Source organism: Aliisedimentitalea sp. MJ-SS2 (assembly GCF_032586155.1).
Taxonomy (GTDB): Bacteria; Pseudomonadota; Alphaproteobacteria; order Rhodobacterales; family Rhodobacteraceae; genus JAWHTC01.
Genome location: NZ_JAWHTC010000002.1, coordinates 762244 through 784402, shown reverse-complemented (window position 1 = coordinate 784402; position 22159 = coordinate 762244). Strand labels below are relative to the sequence as shown.

At 60.6% G+C, this 22159-nt stretch carries 22 protein-coding genes and 2 pseudogenes; 14 read left to right on the top strand and 10 right to left on the bottom strand.

Annotation, left to right across the window (positions count from 1 at the left end):
- Positions 1-86 precede the first annotated feature (86 nt).
- From RXV86_RS10295 to RXV86_RS10280, 4 genes are all read left to right on the top strand, one after another.
- A complete protein-coding gene (locus RXV86_RS10295; protein WP_316300236.1) occupies positions 87-545 on the top strand; it encodes an Lrp/AsnC family transcriptional regulator in 459 nt (152 codons plus the stop codon).
- Positions 546-639: 94 nt separating this feature from the next.
- Positions 640-1656: a Hint domain-containing protein gene (locus RXV86_RS10290; RefSeq protein ID WP_316299408.1), complete on the top strand. Its 1017-nt coding sequence runs from the start codon at positions 640-642 to the stop codon at positions 1654-1656.
- A 96-nt stretch (positions 1657-1752) separates the two neighbouring features.
- Positions 1753-2556, top strand: a complete 804-nt coding sequence (ppk2, locus tag RXV86_RS10285) for a polyphosphate kinase 2 (RefSeq protein ID WP_316299407.1) — start codon at positions 1753-1755, stop codon at positions 2554-2556.
- A 15-nt stretch (positions 2557-2571) separates the two neighbouring features.
- The gene (locus tag RXV86_RS10280) at positions 2572-4158 is read left to right on the top strand and encodes a GMC family oxidoreductase N-terminal domain-containing protein (RefSeq protein WP_316299406.1); all 1587 of its coding nucleotides are present in this window, start codon (positions 2572-2574) and stop codon (positions 4156-4158) included.
- Between the two features lie 49 nt (positions 4159-4207).
- On the opposite strand, the gene yghU is transcribed toward RXV86_RS10280, so the two are convergent.
- The 3 genes from yghU to rpsU all read right to left on the bottom strand — a co-directional run bounded on the left by yghU (position 4208) and on the right by rpsU (position 6086).
- Positions 4208-5080 carry a glutathione-dependent disulfide-bond oxidoreductase gene (gene yghU, locus RXV86_RS10275; protein WP_316299405.1) on the bottom strand — a complete coding sequence of 291 codons (873 nt, stop codon included), beginning with the start codon at positions 5078-5080 and terminating at the stop codon, positions 4208-4210.
- Positions 5081-5175: 95 nt separating this feature from the next.
- On the bottom strand, positions 5176-5703 hold the full coding sequence (locus RXV86_RS10270; RefSeq protein WP_316299404.1) for a flavodoxin domain-containing protein: 528 nt from the start codon (positions 5701-5703) through the stop codon (positions 5176-5178).
- A gap of 176 nt (positions 5704-5879) precedes the next feature.
- Positions 5880-6086: a 30S ribosomal protein S21 gene (gene rpsU, locus RXV86_RS10265; protein WP_007818122.1), complete on the bottom strand. Its 207-nt coding sequence runs from the start codon at positions 6084-6086 to the stop codon at positions 5880-5882.
- Positions 6087-6193: 107 nt separating this feature from the next.
- Here rpsU and RXV86_RS10260 point away from each other — a divergent pair, with 107 nt between their 5' ends.
- The 3 genes from RXV86_RS10260 to RXV86_RS10250 all read left to right on the top strand — a co-directional run bounded on the left by RXV86_RS10260 (position 6194) and on the right by RXV86_RS10250 (position 8550).
- Entirely contained in the window at positions 6194-6865 is a 672-nt protein-coding gene (locus tag RXV86_RS10260) for a COQ9 family protein (protein ID WP_316299403.1), read from the top strand.
- An 11-nt stretch (positions 6866-6876) separates the two neighbouring features.
- Positions 6877-7860: an NAD(P)H-quinone oxidoreductase gene (locus tag RXV86_RS10255; protein WP_316299402.1), complete on the top strand. Its 984-nt coding sequence runs from the start codon at positions 6877-6879 to the stop codon at positions 7858-7860.
- Positions 7861-8217: 357 nt separating this feature from the next.
- A complete protein-coding gene (locus tag RXV86_RS10250; RefSeq protein ID WP_367575563.1) occupies positions 8218-8550 on the top strand; it encodes an H-NS family nucleoid-associated regulatory protein in 333 nt (110 codons plus the stop codon).
- 84 nt (positions 8551-8634) lie between these two features.
- Here RXV86_RS10250 and RXV86_RS10245 read toward each other — a convergent pair whose 3' ends face one another.
- The gene (locus RXV86_RS10245) at positions 8635-9273 is read right to left on the bottom strand and encodes a ribonuclease T2 (protein WP_316299400.1); all 639 of its coding nucleotides are present in this window, start codon (positions 9271-9273) and stop codon (positions 8635-8637) included.
- 126 nt (positions 9274-9399) lie between these two features.
- Between RXV86_RS10245 and RXV86_RS10240 the strand changes: the two genes are divergently transcribed.
- Entirely contained in the window at positions 9400-10158 is a 759-nt protein-coding gene (locus tag RXV86_RS10240) for a DUF1013 domain-containing protein (protein WP_316299399.1), read from the top strand.
- A gap of 170 nt (positions 10159-10328) precedes the next feature.
- Here the strand turns inward: RXV86_RS10240 and RXV86_RS10235 are convergent.
- Positions 10329-11321, bottom strand: a pseudogene (locus RXV86_RS10235) (NAD(P)/FAD-dependent oxidoreductase).
- 87 nt (positions 11322-11408) lie between these two features.
- On the opposite strand from RXV86_RS10235, the pseudogene RXV86_RS10230 reads away from it, so the two are divergent.
- The 4 genes and pseudogenes from RXV86_RS10230 to RXV86_RS10210 all read left to right on the top strand — a co-directional run bounded on the left by RXV86_RS10230 (position 11409) and on the right by RXV86_RS10210 (position 14513).
- A pseudogene (locus RXV86_RS10230) lies at positions 11409-11746 on the top strand (winged helix-turn-helix transcriptional regulator).
- A 79-nt stretch (positions 11747-11825) separates the two neighbouring features.
- Complete coding sequence (gene ltaE, locus RXV86_RS10220; RefSeq protein WP_316299397.1) at positions 11826-12878, top strand: low-specificity L-threonine aldolase; 1053 nt, start codon at positions 11826-11828, stop codon at positions 12876-12878.
- 198 nt (positions 12879-13076) lie between these two features.
- A complete protein-coding gene (locus tag RXV86_RS10215; RefSeq protein WP_316299396.1) occupies positions 13077-14036 on the top strand; it encodes a DMT family transporter in 960 nt (319 codons plus the stop codon).
- 18 nt (positions 14037-14054) lie between these two features.
- Positions 14055-14513 carry a hypothetical protein gene (locus RXV86_RS10210; protein ID WP_316299395.1) on the top strand — a complete coding sequence of 153 codons (459 nt, stop codon included), beginning with the start codon at positions 14055-14057 and terminating at the stop codon, positions 14511-14513.
- 185 nt (positions 14514-14698) lie between these two features.
- On the opposite strand, the gene RXV86_RS10205 is transcribed toward RXV86_RS10210, so the two are convergent.
- On the bottom strand, positions 14699-15850 hold the full coding sequence (locus RXV86_RS10205) for a TIGR03862 family flavoprotein (protein WP_316299394.1): 1152 nt from the start codon (positions 15848-15850) through the stop codon (positions 14699-14701).
- A complete protein-coding gene (locus RXV86_RS10200; protein ID WP_316300232.1) occupies positions 15847-17247 on the bottom strand; it encodes a mechanosensitive ion channel domain-containing protein in 1401 nt (466 codons plus the stop codon). Before RXV86_RS10200 ends, RXV86_RS10205 begins: the two co-directional genes overlap by 4 nt.
- A gap of 71 nt (positions 17248-17318) precedes the next feature.
- Here RXV86_RS10200 and RXV86_RS10195 point away from each other — a divergent pair, with 71 nt between their 5' ends.
- Positions 17319-17615, top strand: coding sequence for an HNH endonuclease (locus tag RXV86_RS10195; protein ID WP_316299393.1), 297 nt, complete (start codon positions 17319-17321; stop codon positions 17613-17615).
- Between the two features lie 67 nt (positions 17616-17682).
- Here RXV86_RS10195 and RXV86_RS10190 read toward each other — a convergent pair whose 3' ends face one another.
- From RXV86_RS10190 to RXV86_RS10180, 3 genes are all read right to left on the bottom strand, one after another.
- Positions 17683-18882, bottom strand: coding sequence for a hypothetical protein (locus RXV86_RS10190; RefSeq protein ID WP_316299392.1), 1200 nt, complete (start codon positions 18880-18882; stop codon positions 17683-17685).
- A 256-nt stretch (positions 18883-19138) separates the two neighbouring features.
- Positions 19139-19756: an enoyl-CoA hydratase/isomerase family protein gene (locus RXV86_RS10185; RefSeq protein WP_316299391.1), complete on the bottom strand. Its 618-nt coding sequence runs from the start codon at positions 19754-19756 to the stop codon at positions 19139-19141.
- Positions 19753-20505, bottom strand: coding sequence for an SDR family oxidoreductase (locus RXV86_RS10180; RefSeq protein WP_316299390.1), 753 nt, complete (start codon positions 20503-20505; stop codon positions 19753-19755). Before RXV86_RS10180 ends, RXV86_RS10185 begins: the two co-directional genes overlap by 4 nt.
- Before the next feature lie 175 nt (positions 20506-20680).
- Between RXV86_RS10180 and RXV86_RS10175 the strand changes: the two genes are divergently transcribed.
- Positions 20681-22147 (top strand): DUF2125 domain-containing protein, encoded by a 1467-nt coding sequence (locus RXV86_RS10175; protein WP_316299389.1) that lies wholly within the window; start codon positions 20681-20683, stop codon positions 22145-22147.
- Positions 22148-22159: the final 12 nt, after the last annotated feature.

The window sequence follows — 22159 nt, the reverse complement described above, 5'->3', positions numbered from 1 at the left end:
AGCTGGTTGAAATCTTACCCACTTCCTCTGGACAGATTCGAAGGATCTTCGATATTATGAGCAAAATGTCGAAGGAAAGCGCGCCGATGGAGCTTGATACAATAGATCGCCGTATCCTCACGGTGGTTCAGCGCAAGGGTCGTATTTCCAATGCTGACCTTAGCGAGGCGGTGAACCTTTCGCCCAGCGCCTGTCACCGCCGGGTGCAGCGGCTGGAAAAGGACGGGTTCATCCGTGATTACGTTGCCCTTTTGGATGCACGCAAGATGGGTGTGCCAACCACCGTGTTTGTCGAGATCACCCTGCGCGGGCAGGCCGATGCGGTTCTGGATGCGTTTGAGAAGGCAGTGGCGCGTATTCCGGATGTGCTGGAATGTCATTTGATGGCGGGCACGGCGGATTACCTTCTGAAGGTCGTGGCCGAAAACACCGAGGACTTCGCCCGTATCCACCGCCAGTACCTGGCCCGCCTGCCAGGCGTGGCGCAGATGCAATCCAGCTTTGCCTTGCGTACAGTGTTCAAGACAACCGCGCTGCCGGTTTAACAAAAATCAGTGTAAATCAGCGATAAAATCCTGTCGGGTTTAACCGGATTCATATTGGCATGACCTAGCGTTGGCAGAGACGCCAGGACACGCCATGCCCGTATCTTTTCATGCCAAAGACGAGAAGTTCGCTGCCGCGACCGGCGCGAATGTCAACGTGTCGCCTGGTCAGGCGCAGTTCGACACTGCCCCTAGCGCGACCATGGACCTGGTCGTCACCGCGAACGAGGGTGACGAAGATCCGCGCAATTTCGAGATTGGCGATACCTATGATGTCACCTGGGGCGGGTTTGACGGCGGCGGCACGATAGAGGATGCGGTGGTTGTGCGCACGGATACGGCGCCGGGCGGTGGCGGTATCATCGTGCTGGAAGGGATCGACGAAAACGGTGAGCTGGTTCAGATCATCTGGACCCCCGGTTTCGATCTCGAACAATGGTATGCAGACAATTACAATCCCGCTGCCGAACCGCAATTCTATGTCGAAGACACCGACGCCAATTACACTCACGAATATATCTGCTTTGCCTCCGAGACCCGGATTTCCACGGCAATCGGGGCGGTAACGGCGGGCGAGTTGTGGCCGGGCGACCGTTTAAGCACTCTGGATAACGGAGTACAGGAAATACGTTGGACCGGGCGCCGCAATGTTGTCGGGCGCGGCGCCAATGCGCCGGTCCTGTTTGAAGCCGGGGCGCTGGGCAATGTCGCGCCGCTGCGCCTGTCGCAACAACACAGGGTGATGATTGCGTCTGCCCGGGCCGAGCTTTTGTTCGGCGCGGCAGAGGTTCTGGTGCCCGCCAAGGCACTGGTCAACGGGGTCGATATCCGCCTCGCACCCTGTCCGCGCATTACTTACGTGCACCTCCTTTTGCCTGGGCATCAAATTCTTTTGGCGGAAGGTGCCCTTTGCGAAAGCCTGTATCCCGGCGACATTGCGCGCCATCGGGCGGATTTGTCCGCGATTCCCGCGGCAAGCGACCAACAGACCGCGCGCCCGGTTCTCAGCTTTGCCGAAGCCATTGCCCTGACCGGCGTGCGCCCGCCGCCTATGCCGCGCCGGAAACCCGCACCAGTCCGGGAGCGGCGCGGCTGTTTGACCGCGATCTAGATGGGTTTGTCTGTTTGACTCCTGCCTGCAATGCGGCCCAAGCTCGCCATGCAGATTTCAAGTGATGACAAGTGACAACGCGGAGGGGCTTGCCCAATGACAAGTGGCAAACAAAAGAAGATCAAAAATGCGGATTATGAAAAAGAACTGGCGCGGCTTCAGATCGAACTGGTCAAACTGCAGGAATGGGTCAAGGCGACCGGCCACAAGGTAGCCATGGTGTTTGAAGGCCGCGATGCAGCGGGCAAGGGCGGCACGATCAAGCGCATCACCGAAGCAATGAACCCGCGGATTTGCCAGGTTGTGGCCCTGCCTGCGCCGACCGAGCGGGAAAAGACCCAATGGTATTTCCAGCGCTACGTGCAACACCTGCCTGCCGCGGGTGAGATCGTGATCTTTGACCGGTCCTGGTACAACCGCGCCGGTGTCGAACGGGTCATGGGGTTCTGCACCGAAGAGGAATATAAGGAATTCATGCGTAGCTGCCCCGAGTTCGAACGTATGCTGGTGCGCTCGGGTATTCAGCTGTTGAAGTATTGGTTCTCGGTTAGCGACGAAGAGCAGGAACGCCGGTTTCAGCGCCGCCTGACCGATCAGACGAAACAGTGGAAATTGTCACCGATGGACTTGGAAAGCCGCAAGCGCTGGGTCGATTACTCCATCGCCAAGGACATGATGTTTTCCCATACCGACATCAAGCAGGCACCGTGGTACGTGGTGAATTCCGACATCAAGAAACATGCGCGGATCAATTGTATTAGTCACGTCCTGTCGATGATCCCCTACGAGGACCTGACACCCGAACCGCCCGTATTGGAGGAACGCCCGCCGCAACGTGGCTATGTCCGCCCGCCGATGGATGATCAAACCTTTGTGCCCGACGCACATGCCAAGTTGTAAAAAGGACTCCACCGGGTGAATTGGGATCACATCATCGTCGGCGCGGGCAGCGCCGGCTGCGTCATGGCCAAGCGCCTGGCCGATGCCGGGCGCAAGGTGCTTGTGCTCGAGGCCGGAGGACGTGACAATTACCACTGGGTGCATATCCCGGTGGGCTATCTCTATTGTATCGGTAACCCACGCACCGATTGGATGTTCAAGACAACCGAGGAATCGGGTCTCAATGGCCGGTCCCTGCTTTACCCGCGCGGCAAGATCCTTGGCGGCTGCAGCTCGATCAACGGCATGCTCTACCTGCGCGGACAGGCCGCTGATTATGACGGCTGGCGGCAGATGGGTCTGACCGGCTGGGGCTGGGAAGATGTGCTGCCGATGTTCAAACGCTCGGAAGACTATGTCGAAGGGCCGAGTGACCTTCACGGGGAAGGTGGTGAATGGCGGGTCGAGAACCAGCGCCTGCATTGGGATGTGCTGGATGATTGGCTGGATGCGGCCAAGGAATGGGGCCTGCCCAAGACGCGTGATTTCAACACCGGCGACAATGAAGGGGTTGGATATTTCCGTGTCAACCAACGGGGCGGCTGGCGGATGAACACGGCCAAGGCGTTTCTGCGCACCGCCACCGGCCAATCCCTACGGGTGGAAACCAAGGCACACACCAATCGGCTGTTGATCGAAGACGGCCGGGTCGTCGGCGTCGAATACGAGCAGAACGGCTCGGTCAAAACCGCTCGTTGCGATGGCGAGGTCGTGCTGAGCGCCGGGGCCATCGGCAGCCCGCAGATCTTGCAGCTCTCCGGCGTGGGGCCGGGCGCATTGTTGCAACGCCACGGTATCGAGGTGGTCAAGGAACAGTCCCAGATCGGAGCCAACCTGCAGGACCATCTGCAACTGCGCTGTGCCTGGCGGCTGACTGGGGCAAAGACGCTCAACACCCTGGCAAACTCGCTTTGGGGCAAGGCCAGGATCGGGCTGGAATACGCCCTGACCCGCTCGGGGCCAATGTCGATGTCACCCAGCCAATTGGGCGCGTTTTCACGCAGCTCGGATCGGGTGGAAACGGCGGATCTGGAATACCACGTGCAGCCGCTGACGCTCGAGGCCTTCGGCCAGCCGCTGCATGATTTTCCCGGGTTGACGGCCAGTGTCTGCAACCTGCGTCCCGAAAGCCGTGGCGCGGTCGAGATTGCCGCACCCGATCCCAAGGCAGCGCCGCGGATCGCGCCGAACTATCTTTCTACCGAAGGTGATCGCGCCGTGGCCGTGGCCGCGATACGGCAAAGCCGCGCGATCATGGGGCAGTCGGCCATGGCGAAATACGCGCCGGAAGAGATCAAGCCGGGGGCGGACTATCAAAGCGACGAAGAGGTTATGCAGGCGGCGGGCGAAGTTGGCACGACGATCTTTCACCCCACCTGCACCGTGCGAATGGGCACGGATAAGGGCGCGCCGCTGGATGAAAAACTGCGCTTTCGTGGCCTGGGCGGGTTGCGCGTGGTCGATGCCAGTGTGATGCCGAACATCGTCAGCGGCAACACCAACGCGCCGACAATCATGATCGCCGAAAAGGCCGCCGACATGATGCTGCGCGAAACCGCCTGAAGCGGCGGGAGAGCATTTGTTCTTCGTACCCTTGCGCGCGCGCCTTGCTTTAGCTGTCTTCGCCCTCTTTCGGGCCGATCTTGTCCCAGGTCTGGGTTTCGAAATCACCCGCATCATGACGGTTGCGCAACTGGTATTTCGGATCACCCATTGCGCGGTTGACCATGCGGCCACGTTTGACGGCGGGGCGGGCGTCGATCTCCTGCGCCCAGCGCTGCACGTGCTTGTAGCTTTCCACGTCCAGGAATTCCCCGGCCTCGTATTGCCGGCCCAAGGCTAGCTGCCCGTACCAGGCCCAGATCGCCATATCGGCGATGGTATAGTCTTCGCCCACGATGAATTGGTTGTCCGCCAGCTGCCGGTCCAGCACATCCAATTGCCGTTTCACTTCCATGGCAAAGCGGTTGATCGGGTATTCCCATTTCTCGGGCGCATAGGCATAGAAATGGCCAAAGCCCCCGCCCAGATAGGGCGCGCTGCCCATCTGCCACATCAGCCAGCTGATCATCTCGGGCCGGTTCGGGCCAAGGAAGCGGTCGAACTTTTCCGCAAGATAGAGAAGAATCGCGCCGGATTCGAACACGCGGGTGGGTTCGGGCGTGGAGTGATCCATCAGCGCCGGAATTTTCGAATTCGGGTTGACGTCGACAAAGCCCGAAGAAAACTGATCGCCCTCCATGATGTTGATCAGCCAGGCGTCATATTCGGCCTCTTCAATCCCCAGTGCCAGCAGCTCCTCGAACAGAACGGTCACCTTAACCCCGTTCGGGGTAGCCAGTGAATAAAGCTGGTGCGGATGCTTGCCGACCGGCAAATCCTTGTCATGGGTCGCGCCGGAAATTGGGCGGTTGATGCTGGCGAACCGTCCGCCGGATTCTTCTTCCCAAGTCCAGACCTTGGGCGGGGTATAGCTGTCAGACATCGCGCGTCTCCTTCATGTGGTTGCACGCAAGTAAGACATGCCCGCGTCCGAGATGGAAGGCACCGCGACGAAACTGTGATCCGTGACGTGGCGTGCTAAGTGGCCAGCCAGCTGTCGATCATCGCATCCAGAGCGGGCCAATCGGTATAGTCCGTGTCGGCATCCAGATCGGCATCAGGGCTTTTTGCTGCAATGATCCGGCGCATGATAAACCGTTCGATGACGTTGTATTGCGACGGCATGTAAGCCCCGGCAATCTGTTCCAGCCGCCCCGGTATCCACCCGGTGGCCTCGGTCAGGTCATCCAGCATCCGATCAAGCGCTTTCCAATCCTCGGCATCATGGCCATTGGCGGCCAGCGACACCGACAGGAAGAGCGTTGGCATGGCGTTCAGGGCTGCTGTGTGCATGGCGGCAAACGCGGCCAGCGATTTCTGATAATGCCCGGCGTGAACCGATGCTGCGGTGATCACCTTGTCAAAGCGTGCCAGGTCAACTTCACTGGCATCGGCAAGCGGCAGCAATTCAACCCCATTGCCCGCGTCGGCGATCCGGTCCGCAACATGGCGGGCGATCTTGCGCGTGTGTCCTTCGCTGGTGGCGTAGGCAACGAGAATCTTCATCGCGATCTCCTTTGCAATGACTGCTCGCGCGGTGAACCCATCAGGCCACATTCAGTCCCCCCGCGCCATGATGCGCGTCAAAGATGCGGGTCAAATCTGGTGTCTTGAAAAAAAACAAACCCCCGGGGCCGGGCCTCGGGGGTCGTTTATTTCGTGTGTCCGAGAAGGACAGGTGCTTAGAGCAACCCTTCGCGTTGGGCCTTTTTACGGGCCAGCTTGCGGGCACGGCGGATGGCCTCGGCCTTCTCGCGCGCTTTTTTCTCGGAGGGCTTCTCGAAATGCTGCCGCAGCTTCATTTCGCGGAAGACACCTTCACGCTGCAACTTCTTCTTCAGGGCCCGAAGAGCCTGATCGACGTTGTTATCGCGAACGCTTACCTGCATGTGGTTAACACCACCTTTCTAAGTTTGAGTTTGCAAGGATTTGCAGGAAGCCGCCATATAGCAACCCGATTGGCTTTTGTCTAGTGTAGCGCCAAAGGAGTCGCGTCATGTCCGACACGAAAGAAAAACTGCTCGACGCCGCGCTTGGCCATGTGCCGTTCGATGGCTGGAGCCAAACGGTGTTCGACGCCGCTATCGAAGAGACCGGCGTAGCTGAGGGGCTGGCGCGAGGTTTGTGTCCGCGCGGGGCTGTTGATCTGGCCGTGGCCTATCACAAGCGTGGTGACAGGCGCATGGTGGAACGCCTGGAGCAGGCCGACCTTGATAATATCCGGTTTCGCGACCGGATCGTGGCGGCGGTGCGATTTCGACTCGAGGCGGTTGAGGACAAGGAACTGGTGCGTCGCGGCATGGCGCTGTTTTCCCTGCCGCAACATGCGCCAGATGGGGCGCGGCTACTCTGGGACAGTGCCGATCTGATCTGGACCACGCTGGGCGACACGTCCGACGACATCAACTGGTACACCAAACGCGCCACGCTCTCCGGGGTCTATTCCTCGACCGTGCTTTACTGGTTGGGGGACGAAAGCGAAGGTCATGCGGCGACGTGGGAGTTTCTCGACCGCCGCATTGACGACGTGATGCGATTCGAGAGCTTCAAGGCCGGGGTGCGCAACAACAAGGCGCTGATGGGTCTGCTGAAAGGACCGCTTGAAGCGCTGGGCCGTATTCGCGCGCCACAGCCCAAAAATGATATGCCCGGTAGCTGGGGCAAATAGGAGAAAACGTGATGACCAAGATGATGCGGGCGGTGGAAATCACCGAGCCGGGTGGACCCGAAGTTCTGAAACCCTGCGAGCGGCCCGTGCCCACGGCAGGGCAGGGCGAGGTGGTGATCAAGGTGGCCTATGCCGGGGTGAACCGCCCCGATGCGCTGCAACGCGCCGGTAGCTATGCGCCACCGCCTGATGCCAGCGACCTGCCGGGCCTCGAGTGCTCGGGAGAGGTGGCCGAAGTTGGCGCCGGGGTGAGCGACTGGAAAGTTGGCGACAAGGTCTGTGCCCTGCTACCTGGCGGCGGTTATGCGGAATATGTCGCCACCCCCGCCGCCCACTGCCTGCCCGTGCCTGATGGCATGGGAATGAAAGAGGCTGCCTGCCTGCCGGAAACCTATTTCACCGTCTGGACCAACGTCTTCATGCGCGGTGGCTTGAAGGCTGGCGAGAAATTCCTGGTGCATGGCGGCAGCTCGGGTATCGGCACGACCGCGATTCAGCTTGCCAAGCATTTCGGCGCGCGGGTCTTTGCCACTGCTGGCTCGGATGAGAAATGCCAGGTCTGCACCGATCTCGGGGCCGAGCAGGCGATCAACTACAAAACCGAGGATTTCGTTAATGTGATGAAAGCCGAGGGTGGTGCCGACCTGATCCTCGACATGGTCGGTGGTGATTACATTCCGCGCGACGTCAAGGCGCTGGCCAATGACGGGCGTCTGGTGCAGATCGCCTTCCTGTCCGGTCCGGTGGTCGAGTTGAACTTCGCCATGGTGATGGTCAAACGCCTGACCATCACAGGTAGCACCCTGCGCCCGCAAAGTGACCTGGCCAAGGCCAAGATCGCCGATGAGCTGCGCACGCACGTCTGGCCGCTGCTGGATGCGGGCACTGTTGCCCCGGTGATGGACAGCGAATTTGCACTTGTTGATGCCGCCGATGCTCATGCAAGGATCGAAAGCCCGGGCCATGTGGGCAAGATTGTATTGAGGGTCGCATAGGTGAAGGACGGGTCGAAACCCGGCCTATGGGTTGAAAACAAGAAGTGGCTGCTATCAATGCGGGCGCGTCTGAAAGTGATTTTCGTGCAAGGCGAGAAGGAATCCGGGGTTAGATTACCATAGGATCAAAGGAATAAATTCTCGGTTTTCTGAAATAGACGCTAATGCGCGTCGTTATTTCCCGTGTTTTGTGGAGTCAAAATAGGCTGAATACCGCCGAGCGTGTAAGTCTTTGCCAATTAACGTGAAATTTACCAGAGAAACCGAATTTTGGAATTGAAAAAGGAATGATCAAGGCGCATCTTTTTATGATTCGAAACTGTAATGAGGAGACTTCCGTTGGCAAAAGGAAGCAAAATCTCAATGGCGGACCTCAACGCCATGACACTCGCGGAACTGAAATCTCTGGAAAAGAAATTGGCCAAGGCCATTTCCAGGTTTGAAATGCGTGAGAAGAAAAAGGCCTTGGCGATGCTCAAGGCGAAAGCCAAGGAAATGGGGTTTTCCCTGGACGAGTTGGCGGCCGAGGCCGCAGCACAGCCCGAAACGGTGCGGCCACGTAAGAAAGTCGCGCCGAAATACGCGAATCCTATGGATTTGACGCAGACATGGACCGGCCGCGGTCGTCGCCCGGCCTGGGTCAAGGATGCGCTTGAGGCGGGTAAAAGCCTGGACGACTTAACGATTTGATTTGACTTTTGGTCACTAAGAATTGACGGCGCGGGGAGGGGATGCCCCGCGCCGTCTTCTTTTCTGTACCGGCAATTCCGTGGATTACCGAACCGGGTCGAACAGCGCGTTTTTCATCGTGCAGTCCTTTACCGTATCGCGGCCACAGGGCACCGGGCTCAGATCGTCCCGCGACAGGCAGACGCGGGCCTCCTGGATGCGGCCCTGTTTGCAGGTGATGGTGATCATGTCCGGCTCAAGCCGCGGGTTGGCCTTCAGGAACGCCTCTTCCACCACATGCGCTGGCAGCCTGATAGGTTTGTCCAGTTTACGAAACACCGCCGGGCGCACCACGCTTTCGTAAGCCTGCCGGGACAAGGCATAGTAATCTGGCGCCGACAGTCCGCTGCACACCCCGTGTTTCTTCCATTGGTACCAGGCAAGGCCGGACGTTCCCATGATATCGGCCATGGTGTTGGTCAGGCTGCGGTTGGGCTGGCGTTTCACGGTCGGGCAAAACGCCGGCCAACCGCGATGGTATTGCGGCCATAACCCGTGCAGGGTCCAGCCGAAATCTTCACGCGGGTCGCATTGCGGGGATTTGCGCGCGTCTCCTTCGATGGCGCACCAGTTCGGCGACCATGACAGCGCCATGACCCAATAGTCGAACTCGCCCGGCGTCTCACCATCGGCCTGCGCCACACCTGCCAGACCCATAAAAACCGCTGCAATCGCCCGTTTCATTCACTCTTCCCTTCTTGGCTCGGGCGCACTATATAGCCTCCAAGTTCCCCGACAACGGAAACCCGGCCCCGACAAAGGGTCAGCCCAATTCAGGGCGCGGGAGACCTGTATCCAAAGGAGAGTATCATGTCGGACAAACCGATCATGGCCAAGGCCACCGCCGTCTGGCTGGTGGACAACACGACGATCACCTTCAAGCAGGTGGCCGACTTCTGTGGTCTGCACGAGCTCGAAGTGCAGGGCATCGCCGATGGCGATGTGGCCACCGGCGTCAAAGGGTTCGACCCGATTGCCAACAACCAGCTGACCCAGGAAGAAATTGATGCGGCCGAGGCCAATCCGCTGCACAAGCTTAAGCTCAAGTTCTACGCCGCCGCCGTCGGCGAGGAAAAGCGCCGTGGCCCGCGCTATACGCCCCTGTCGAAACGTCAGGATCGCCCGGCCGCCATCCTGTGGCTGGTCAAGTTCCACCCGGAACTGAGCGACGGTCAGGTCAGCAAACTTGTGGGTACCACCAAGCCGACGATCCAGGCCATCCGCGAGCGGACCCATTGGAACATCTCCAATATCCAGCCGATCGACCCGGTTGCGCTTGGCCTGTGTAAACAGTCCGAACTTGACGCCGTGGTGCAGAAGGCCGCCGCCAAGAAAGCCAAGGAAGGCGAGGTCATGTCCGATGACGAGCGTCGCAAGCTGGTGTCGACCGAGCAGAGCCTTGGCATGGACGCCGAGCCGAAGATCCCAACCGCGATCGAAGGTCTGGAAACCTTCTCGCTGGGTGGCGATGACGAGGGCGACGAGGACAAGAAGGACGAGGGCGACATCCATGACGCCGACAGCTTCTTCAACCTGCCTTCGGGTGATGGCGAAGAACAGCCGGACTGAGATTCGCCCACATGAGAAATTCGAAACCCCGGCCACTTGCGCCGGGGTTTTGCTTTTTTCAGCGCCTGGAAATGGGGCGGTTACTGCAATCCGAATATCTTGCGGTATTTTGGGATGAACAGCTCGGCCCCTTTCATCTTGCGCGTGACCCAATCGCCCACCGTCGCGAACTACCAGCTGTTGCCTATACGCGGACCCAGCGGCACGAGAATCGGTGCCTGTGACCACGGGGTATGAGGTTTCTGGCTCTCAACGGCTTCACCCGCCAACGCCTTTTTCAGCGTTTTGATCAGCCAAGGGTTCTGCCTCGAAATCGCAACAATGGTCATGCCATCGCCCACATCCGCAATGTCCCCGGCGATGAACAGTTTGGGATGTTCCGACGGGCGCATCCAACCATCGGTCTTGACCCGGCCCGACGGCGACAGGGACACCCCCGGCAGGTCGGCAATCAGCCCGGCCTGCGGTTTCGATCCGACAACCGGAAACACCAGGTCGGCGTTAATGACCCGCCCATCGGTCAGGGTCACGGACCCTTCATAGGGCCGGTCGACCTGCTGCAAATCCTGCACTCTCTGGCCCAGCACCACCGACACGCCCATGTGTTCCAGCTTGGCCTGCAATTGACGGCCCAGCCTGGCGGGGTACATCGGGAACAGGGTTTCATCGGATGAAATCAGCGTGACTTACTTCTCGGGCCTTGCCGAGGCGATTTCCCCGGCCAGCTCGGTCCCGACAGCGCCGGCCCCGACAATCGCGACCGACCCGGCTTGTGACAGCTCGGCGCTGACCTGCCTGCTGGTGGCCTTGAGCTCCTCGGCGCTTGATCCTGCCGGCTTGAACGGTGCCGCATAGAATGACCCGGTGGCCACCACGATGTAATCGGCGGGGATGACCCGGCCATCTTCCAGCGTTATGGCCTCTTGCGACACGTTTACGGCGCGGCCCCGAACGATCCGCCCGTGGGTCAGAAGCCGATCATAGGGCAGCACGATCTGGTCCAGCAGCGACGGGTCCAGCAGCGCCCGAATGGCTGCGGGTGGCAGGACGTGGGATTCGCGCTGTTCGATCAGGGTAACATCGGCATGGGCATCCATCCCCTGGGCCACTTCGAACCCGACATAACCACCACCGATGATGACCAGTTTCTTCTTCGTACTCATGGCAATATCCGTTGTGATTTTGCGGTGCGGGCCGTAGATAGAAAGGCATGATCCCAACGACAAGTACGGTCGTTTAGGATACTGTAGATGAATGCACATGGGCCTGACGAACACTGCGTGATCGAAACGCTGATCACGGCGATTTCGGGACGCTGGAAACTGCTGATCATCTATTGGCTGGCCCAGGGCCCCTGCCGCTTCAACCAGCTTCAGAGAAACCTTGGCGCCATCACCCACCGGACGCTGACCCAGCAGCTTGGCGAGCTTCGCGAGGCCGGGTTTGTCGCTCGCAAGGATTTCAAACCATCCCACCGCATGTCGAGTACAGCCTGACACCTTTGGGCGAAAGCCTGATCCCCCTGTTGAAGGCGATGCACGGCTGGGCGGCAGAAAACGCCGGCAAGATGACCGTACCAGCCGACTGAGGCATTCGTGGGAGTTATGTGTTGCACCTGTACGACGCTTGGTTTCATCTGGCCGTAACAACGATCAAGGGGACAGGTGATGAATCACTATGCGGGGGCAACAACAAGCAGACGTGGCAACGCACCGGTTTGTGATTTGCGCAGCGATACGGTCACACAGCCAGACGATGCCATGCGCGAGGCCATGGTCGCGGCCGAGCTGGGCGATGATGTTTTTGGGGATGATCCCACGGTCACTCGGCTGGAGGAAACCCTGGCCGAGCGCACAGGCAAGGAGGCTGGCCTGTTCCTGACCTCGGGCACGCAATCCAACCTCTGCGCCATGCTCGCTCATTGCGGGCGTGGCGAAGAGGTCATCGTGGGCCGAGACTATCACGTCTTCGCCTACGAAGCGCACGGTGCGTCGGTTCTGGGCGGATTGGCTTTGTGTCCGATTGCGGTGGCCGATGACGGCGGATTGGATCCTGCCGCCATTGCCGCCGAGGTCAAACCAAATGATTCCCACAAACCGGTCAGCCGCCTGCTGTCATTGGAAAACACCCATAACGGCAAACCGGTGTCCCTGGTGCGGATGGGTGTAGCGATATCGGCCGCGCGCAAGGCCGGGTTGTCGGTGCATCTCGACGGTGCAAGGGCGTTCAATGCGGCAGCTGCACTGGGCTGCGAGGTCGCCGATCTGGCCGCGCCTGTTGATAGCGTGTCACTGTGCATGTCCAAGGGGCTGGGAACGCCTGCGGGTTCGGTCCTTGTTGGCCCGCGTGACCTGATCACCAAAGCGCGCCGCTGGCGCAAGATGCTGGGCGGCGGCATGCGCCAATCCGGAGTTCTGGCGGCGGCGGCGCTGCACGCGCTTGAGCATAACGCGCCCCGGCTGGTGAAGGACCATGATCGTGCCGCCGATCTGGCCGCCCTGTTGCGGGACCTGAACGCGGGTGACGTGACCCAGGCGACCAACATGATCTTTTTCACCCCGGCAAACGGCGAAAACGACGCGCTGCGTGCCCGCTTGGCGGAGCATGACGTGCTGATCCTGGGTGGCTCGTCCGGCCCGATCCGCATCGTCCTGCATCGCGGGGTTGATGATCTGGCTTATGACCGGGCCATTGCGGCGATCCGCAGTTTCTATGGCTGAGTTAAGCCGCCGAAGTTAGGAATTTCCTAACAAATCCTGCCACTTGTCCCATTTGCGACATCGTGTCGAAAACAGGCCTTCCGTTTCCGACGCCATGTCGCGCGTGGATCAGACGCGCCTGGGTGATTCGTGCGATCTCTTGTTGCAAGGGCCGAATTAACGACCTGGTACATGACAATTTGACCTGAAGGAGAGGCCATGTCCCTGGCCCCCGATCCCCTGCGCGCAACTGCTGCAGCGCCCGTCACTGGCATGTTTGCCGGCAACCTGCTTTGCGCCGGTTCGATGCTGACATGGGCGGCGGGTTTTCCGGCGGCGGAACTGCTGCTGGAGCGCTGGGAGACACTGGCGCTGATCTCGGCGCGGTTCCTGATGGCGGTGATGATGCTCATCCCGATCTGGATCATCGTCGAAGGGCCGCGGGCGGTGCTGCGGGCGCAGTGGAAACAGGGTGCCGTGATCGGCGGCATCGGCTTCGGCCTTGGTGCCTGGCTCTTGCTGGTCGCGCAGGCGCTGACCGATCCGGTGACCGTGGCGATCATCGCGTCGACCTCACCGGTTCTGGCCGTGATCATCGAGGTGGCTCGTGACGGGCGGCGTCTGACCGGCGGTTTCGCCTTCGGCCTCGTGGCCTCGATCATCGGCGGTGTCATCGTGGTCAGCGGCCCGATGCAGGGCGGCGATCTTGCGCTGGGCATCGCGGCCATGCTGGCCTCGTGCTTCCTCTTCGTCTGGGGCAGCCGCGCGGCAATCAAGGGCCTGGCCGACCAAACGAACCTTGGCCGCACCACCCTGACCCTTGCCGGGGGTCTGATGGCAACCTCGGTGATCTTTCTTGCCGGCTATTCGCTTGGTTTCGCGGCCCTGCCTCAGGGTGGCCTGCAATATGCCGATTTCGGCCCACTGGTGCTTTATGCCATCGGCTCGATGGCGCTCAGCCAGCTTCTATGGATCGCCTCTGTCGGCCGCCTTGGCGTAGCGTTGGCTTCGTTCCATCTCAATACCGCGCCGTTTTATGCCATGTTGATCATGCTGGCACTGGGCGGCGGTTGGAGCTGGCGGCACGCGGCAGGGGCTGCGGTTGTGGTGCTGGGCGTGATCCTGGCGCAGCGGCCTGCGAAGGCGCGCGCGACTGCCGCGTTGACGCCGCAAGAGTGATCGCCGACACTGCCGGGCATGAGTGACGACCCCTTACCCCCGCTGCCCGACACGCCCTATTGGAACGCATTCCAGGGCAAGCTTCATGGCTTTCCCATGTGGCAAATGCTGGATCGGTTTTGGCCGGTTCTTGAAGCCAGCGGCGGTGAATGGTTCATCCATGACCTTGAAAGCGACGCCGTGCCAGACACCACGGCCAGCGCCGAGGAATTAGCGACACTGCTGAAGAGCGTGGCTGAGATGTACGAACCTGCACGCAGCCGATCTTTCTGCGGCGTCGTCTTTGTCGATGACCTGAAAGCGCCGGGTTTCGTCAAACTGTTCGACCCGTGGAAGATGGGGGCAAGTTGTGGCTCGTCCGGGGAACGGACCCTGCCACGCTATGTGCTCAGCCGGATCAAGCCCGATTCCTTGCCTGTGGCCAATGAAGAACCGGAAAAACCGGGCTTGTTTACGCGGATCGCGGGGCGGGGTTGAAGAAACGTCTCCAAGAAGCACCCAAGCGGACTCAAGGCGAAGCCGCCGCGAAAGCACCAGACCGCTCCTTGGGACTGGTGATTTATGAGAGTGTGCGTGACGCTGTTAGTTCGTGAAGATTTCTCAGACATAAAGGGGCCCTTACCGAAGTTGGCTCACCACCCCGCGGTCTGGTGGCCTCGCAGCTATTTCTGAACCCAACGCGCCGCATGTCGTCCCGCCCATCTCCCGGTTGCCAGGCAACCCGTCAGTAGGTACCCCCCCGTCGGTGCCTCCCAATCCAACATTTCGCCGCAGGCAAACCAACCGGGCCGATCACGCAGCATCAAACCTTCGTCCAGCGCGTTGAACCGCAGGCCACCGGCCGTGGAAATCGCCTCGTCGATCGGGCGAGGTCCCTGATGGCGCACTGGCATCGCCTTGAGCAACGGGGTTATGTCATCCGGCAACGGCCTTGCGAATTCCATCACCAGCGCCTGTTTGACCGGGTCGAGCCTGAGATACTTGCGCAACGCATTCGACAGGCTTTCCTTAACCCGCCGCTTTGCAAGCCGGTCACGGATTTGCCCCACACTCAAGTCAGGCAACAGATCAAGCACCAACGGCGCGCCCTCTCGCAGTGCCGCAGATACGGCATAGATGCCGCCACCCTCAACACCGCGGGTCGAGATCACGAACTCGCCCTTCACCTGCGTGTCCCCGGCCTTCAGAAGGACGTTCTTAACCGGGGACCCGAAATGGCGCGCCATGTGATCAGACCACCCCACGACGAAGCCCATATTGGCGGGCTTGAACGGTGCCAGATCATCGGTTTCAAACTGCCCCGTCCAGGCCCCGTCCGACCCCAACCGCGACCAGCTTGACCCGCCACAAGCGAGCACCGTCACCTTGGGTGCCAGCGTTACAATCCCCTCTGGTGTGTCGAAATCATCGCCGCCCATCCAACGCCACCGCGTGCGCAATGCCACCCCCAGATCGCCCAGTTGATTCAGCCAGGATCTGAGCAACGGCGAGGCCTTCATCGCCTTGGGGAACACCCGGCCCGACGAGCCGGTGAAAACCTCTTGCCCCAGCCCCTCGGCCCAGTCTTTCACCTCGTCCGGTCCAAACTCCGACAGCATCGGGCGCAGGGTGTGCGCCGCGCTGCCAAAGGCATTCAGAAATGTCTCGAACGGTTCGTCCTTGGTCAGATTCAATCCGGACTTGCCCGCCATCAGGAATTTGCGCGCGGGCGACGGTTTGGCTTCGGCCACCGTCACTGAAAGCCCGGCCCGCGCCAGTTCTCCGGCTGCCATCAACCCCGCCGGCCCCGCACCGATGACCAATGCGTCACTCACGCTTCAGGCTTCGGTTTCGGGGCAACCTTGACCGCTTTGGGTTTGGCCGCAGGTGCTGGCGCCGTGCGCGGCGCTGGCCGATCAAGACCTTTGAGTTCGACCACCCGCTGCGGATAGGGGATCTCGATATCGTTGTCCTTGAGTGCATTCCAGATCGCAAACAGCACCCGTGGGGTGAACTTGTTCTTGCCGTCATCAATGCCGTTGACCCAGAACTCGACGGCAAACTCGACACCGTTTTCGCCGAAGGCGCGCAGCTCGCAGTCTGGGTCCAACTCGCCGCCGTCCCCACCCGACAGAACGAAATCCAAATTGCCCACCGCCTCTTCGATGATGCCGGGCACAAGGTTGATATCGGTCTTGTAACTGACCGAGAAGGGCGCCTCGTAACGGTTGGCCGAACCCGAGTCGGAATAGTTGACCACGCGGGTGGTGATAAAGTGCTCGTTCGGCACCACGATCCAGCGGCCATCATAGGTTTCCAGTATCGCCGCCCGGGCGGTCATCTTGACGATGGTCCCAGCCTCGCCGCCGTCCAGTTCGACATAATCACCCACCGTGGACTGCCCTTCGAGCAGAAGGATCACGCCAGAGATAAAGTTCGACGCGATCTGTTGCAGGCCAAAGCCGATGCCAACACCGATGGCGCCACCCAGCACCGCCAGTGAGGTGAGCGAAATACCCATGATGTTCATCAACAGCAGGAAGGCGACGCCAAAGATCAGCACCTCGGCGGTCTTCTGCGCCAGCGTCCGCGTTGCCGGGCGCATTTCTTCCTGCTTGGCGATGAAGGCCGAGCTCTGATCGTTCGACCAGCGTCCGAGCCAGAACAGGATCGAGCCGGCAATCACACCGCGCACCAGCGACATGACCGAGAAAGAGATATTGCCAAGCTGGATAATGGTTTCGTTCAGTTTTTCGAACACCAGTTCCAGAAGGCCCACGGCATAAAGCGCGGCCACGGGGATCAGGACGAACTTGCCCAGCATCTTGAGGAACGGGTCGCTGATGATTTCCTTGACCAGGATGCGGGCGGCCAGGAACAGGAAGACGCGTTTGCCGAATGCGATCACCGCGCCGGAATCAAACAGCGACCGGACCACACTTTCACCGATCCCGGTCAACACATAGGCCAGAAGCGGCAGGACCAGCGGAACGAAGATCAGCACAAAACGCCGCGCTTGGGCGATGATGTTGGTCTGTCCGGGCGGAGGCGTGAGCAGCTTGGTCAGGACCGGGCGCAGCTTGCGGGTAATCAGCAGCGCCAGCAAAAAGGCCGCCAACAGCAGCCCGAACTGTGACCATGCCGCCGGTGACATCAACCAGGTCTTGGCGATGTCCCAGCCTTGCTGGGCATAGTCCAGCGCCTTGGTGATGATTTCCGGTTGGCCTTCCATGGCGATCTTCCTACTCATAAACTGGGCTCCATGAATTGCCGATCAGGACCGGGGAAACAAGGGGGTGTTGCGTGACAGATCAACCGATCTGCCCATTATGCGACAGGGTGATCCCGTTGGGCGCTCCTCAAAGCCGTCATCACCTTGTGCCGCGCCTGCGTGGTGGCAAGGGAAGCGAGACGGTGCTGTTGCACCAGATCTGCCATTCGGAAATCCACGCGACGTTGAGCGAGAGCGAGTTGGCGCGGGAGTTCAACACCATCGCGGCGCTGCGCGCGCATCCTCGACTTGCGAAGTTCATTCGGTGGGTGGCAAAGCGCCCGCCCGAGTTCCGCTCGAAAACCCCGGGAAACCGGCGCTTGCGGTGAAGCGCTTCGCCCCCTTGCGGTAAGGGTGCGCCTCGCAAGACACGACTTTGAGAGCGAGGCGAGTGGTTCAGCCGGCTTCCGTTTGCGAGGTCATCCAGTGATCCAGCCGCCACATGCCCCAGGCCAGCGGGATCGCCGCCAAGCCACCGATGACATAGGCCAACGGTTCGTCGCCGAAGCTTTCGAACAGCTGGGTATAGGCGTGGATCGCGGCGAAAGTGATCGCGGTGTTGAACAGCCCGCGATGCCCGCGCCAGGCCGAATAGGCAATCATTCCGGCCAGCGCCACCGCCCAGAACACCGTGAACGCGCCCTCGGAAATCTCGATTGCCGTTTCGCGCCAGGCCTCGCGCGCCGCGCGCCACGCGTCCCAGGAACCATCGCCGGTAAAGGCGGCGCGCTGGGGTCCCCACATGGTTTCGCCCACGACGTCGCCCCAGAGCGAGCCGACCAGCGCGCAGAGATTGGCCACGATGAACCCCAAGATCGCCAGAATGCGGGCATGGCGTGCCAACCGTTCGGGCCGGTGGCGCACGATCAGCAGGGTGACGGTCATCAACAACGCCATCTGCAGGATCGAAAGCGTCGGTTCCGGGGAATAGAACACATACATGGCATGGAAATACGCGGTGCCGGTGTCGAGCGCCTGGGCAAAGGGCACGATCGCGAAGGCCGTAATCAGCCGCACATCGACGAACCATCCCAGCCCCGCCAGCGCGGCGGCGGCATAGAGGAAGAACAGTGCCTTGGTCAGCCCGGTTTGCCCGGCCTGCTCCATCCAGAACCCCAGCCCGACGAGATGAAAGGCGAATCCCATCAACAGGATCGTGCCGGTGACAAAGGCGGCGGTGTCCCGGGCCCTGAGAAAGGCCATGGTAAAGACCACCACCAGGATCGCTCCGCCAAGTGTCATCACCGGCCCGGCCGAGCTTTCGTATTTGTCCAAAAGTTCGACCGCCGCCCCGCCGATCAGCATGCCCGCGCCTATCAGCGCGGCGGCGTTGCCGAACATCCGGTACATTTCGCCCCCGGCAAACAGGATCGCCATGCCGCCGATCAGCATGGCAAGGCCAAACACCGCAACGGCGGCTGCATTGCCCAGCCAGAAGATCAGTCCCAGCGTGGCGGCCAGAATGCCGAAGCTGAGGATCGAGTTGATCGCCAGCGCCATCATCGCCTGCCGCCCGCGTTTGCGGATTTCCTCGGCTTGGGCTTCGTTGATCACCCCATCGGTGACAAGCTGTTCGGTATCTGCGACGACATGCATGAGCGGCCCTCCGTTTCAGTCAAGGCTATCACGGATCGGGACAGGGTGCGAAGGGCAGAGAAACGCACCGGTTAGAAAACGAGCCTGCGCGGAATCAAGGCGAAGCCGCCGCGCAATCACCTGCCCGTCTCGGCGGGCTGGTGATAACGAAATGGCAGCGCGTCGATGGAAGTTCTCCGAAAGCTTGCGAGATAAACTGGCCAAATAGCCGGCGGATCACCACCCCGCGGGCAGTTAATTGCACGGCCCCCTCAATCTACCCCTGGCACAGCCGTTTGATCCCGGTTGCGATCTCGGGCTTGGCGGTCAGCGTGTCAGCGGCGATCCCGCGCGCTGTGTCCAGCAACGCCTCGCCTTCGACGATCCGATCTACCAGACCCATTTGCAACGCCTCGGGTGCTTCGATCTTTTGCCCGCCCATCAGGATCAGTTTGGCCCGTGAAGGACCGACAAGCGCCGCCATCCGCGCCGGGTCCGAGGGTTGCGGCAGAAAGCCCAGCTTCATTACCGGGTAAAAGAACTTCGCCCCCGGCACCGCGATCCGCAGATCACAGGCCAGCGCCATGCCCATGGCCCCACCGGCCAGCGTGCCGTTCAGTGCCGCAATCGACAGGCCGGGCAGGGCGGCAATCGCACCGGACAGGCGTTCCCAGACCGGCGACAGCGCCAGCCCCGCCTTGGCCTCATCCAGATCGGCTCCGGCCGAGAACACGCGGCCCCGCCCGGTCAGAATCAGCACGCGGGCGTCCACCGCCGCCTCGGCGATATCGGCCAGTTCTTCCAGCATCGCGCGGGTCAGCGAATTGGCCTTGTCGGGGCGGTTCAGCGTGACGGTCCACAACCCGCCGTCTTTCTCCAGCTCAATCGCGCTCATGCCACACCGATCCTCGCGCGGATGTTGTCGTCGCGCAGCGAGATTTCCTGCCCCAGCCAGGCATTGCTATCCTCTGAACACATCCAGACCAGGCATTTGGCGGGCCACTCGGGCGGGATGTGATCTTCCCATTCCAGTTGCGCCACCGGGTTGATGCCGGTGACCTTTATCTCGCGCTGCATTTGCGTTGCCACCGTGCCCGGCGACAGGCCCATGGCGCGGATGCCATGTTCGGCCCCTTCCTTGTGGCAGGCCATGGTCATCATCGCCGCGCCGGCCTTCGAGGCGCAGTAATGCGACCAGCCCTCCAGCGCGTTATGTGCCGCGCCTGACGAGATCGTGATGATCGTGCCACCGCCCGCCGCCTGCATCACCGGCATGGCACAGCGCATGCCGTAATAGACGCCCTTGAGGTTGATATCGATCACCTTGCCCCATTCTTCGGGGTCCGAATCCGCGAGGTGCGAAATCGGCTCGATCACGCCCGCGTTGCCAATCACGATGTCGAGCCCGCCAAAGCTGTCTACGGCCAGGTCAACCGCGGCTTTCACGTCCTCGAACTGACTGACATCACAGGAAACTGCTCGTGCCGCGTCCCCGATGTCTCCCGCGATCTTTTCGATCTCGCCTTTGCCGCGTGCCGCCAGAACGACATTCGCGCCCATTTCCGCAAACAGCCGGGCCGTGGCCTCGCCGATCCCCCGGCTTGCGCCGGTGATCAGAGCGGTTTTTCCTGTCAAGTGCGTCATTCGCGCCTCCCTCACCCTTGTCGGACCGTGGTAAACTCCCGCTGGGTAACGGTCCAGTGCGAAGGGCCTTGATTCTCGCCCTTTAAGGGCAGAGATTGATTAAGAATATTGGCTGAAAGGACATGATATGTCGAAATGGATGAAATTGAGCGGTTCGACCGCAATTGTATCTTTGATGATGGGCTCGGCCGCATTTGCCGACGTGAGTGCCCAGGAAGTTTGGGGTGATTGGAAAGCTTATATGAGCGGTTTCGGCTATGATGTCTCCGCCTCCGAGGCGATGTCGGGCAATACGCTGACCGTGAGCGACCTGACCATGAACGTGGCCATTCCCGAAGAGGATGTCACCGTTTCGATCAACATGGGCCAGCTGAACTTTACCGATCAGGGCGACGGCACCGTTGCGGTGAGCTTGCCTGCGTCGCAGCCGATGGTCGTCACGGTGGATGACGAAGTCAAGATCACGATGGACTACACCAATGACAACCTGTCGATGGTGGTGTCGGGCGCGGTCAACGACATGACCTATACCTATTCGGCCAACGCCGTGGGCCTGATGCTCAAAGAGATCGTGGCTGAAGGCGAGGTCATTCCGATCGGTTCGGCCAACCTGTCGATCAATGATATCTCGGGCAGTTCGTCGATGAAGGTGTCCAACCTGCGCAACATTGCCCAGAAGATGTCGGCGGCTTCGATCACCTACAAGATGAACTTCGCCAATCCCGACAATGCCGCCGAAAAGCTCGATCTGGTCGGTGGGCTGAACCAGCTGATGTTCGACGGAACCCTGAGCGTTCCGATGGGTGAGTTCGACGTGAACAACATGGCCAACATGCTCAAGGCCGGCTTTGCGGTGGATGGCAAGTATTCCTATACCGGCGGCAAGATGGACTTTGCCTTTATCGAACGCGGCGAAACCATCAAGGCCAGCACCAGCTCGGATTCGGGCAGCTTCGATATCGGCATGTCGCAGGACATGATCAAATACGTCATCAACGTTGCCGGTCAGAAGGTGAACATGATGGGCGGTGACATCCCCTTCCCGATCGAGGCGGCCCTGGGCGAGCTTGGCTTCAAGCTGATCCTGCCGGTGTCGAAATCGGATGACATGAAGGACTTCGGTGTTGGCCTGACCCTGGCCGATTTCACCACCTCCGACCTGATCTGGAGCTTGGTCGATCCGCAAGGCAACCTGCCGCGTGATCCGGCCACCGTGGCTGTCGATCTCAGCGGCCGCGGCAAGCTGGGCTTTGATTTGATGGACCCGGAACAGCTCGAAGCGGTGGAGCGTGGCGAGCTTGGCATCCCCGGCGAGGTTGAGTCGCTGAACCTGAACATGCTGCAGGTCAGCGCCGCCGGTGCGTCGCTTGTCGGCAAGGGCGGTGTCGTGGTCGACTTCATGAGCGCGCTGATGTCGGGCGGTACGCAGGGCATGGACGGCGCGGTTGACTTGCGCCTGTCGGGTGCCAACACGCTGGCGGGCAAACTGGTCGAGATGGGCCTGGTGTCCGAAGGCGACATCGGCATGATGCCGATGATGCTTGGCATGTTCGCCCAGCAGACCGGCGACGACGTCTACTCGACCAAGATCGAGGTCAAGAAGGACGGCTCAATCCTCGCCAACGGGCAGCGCCTGCAATAAGCGCATTCAAGG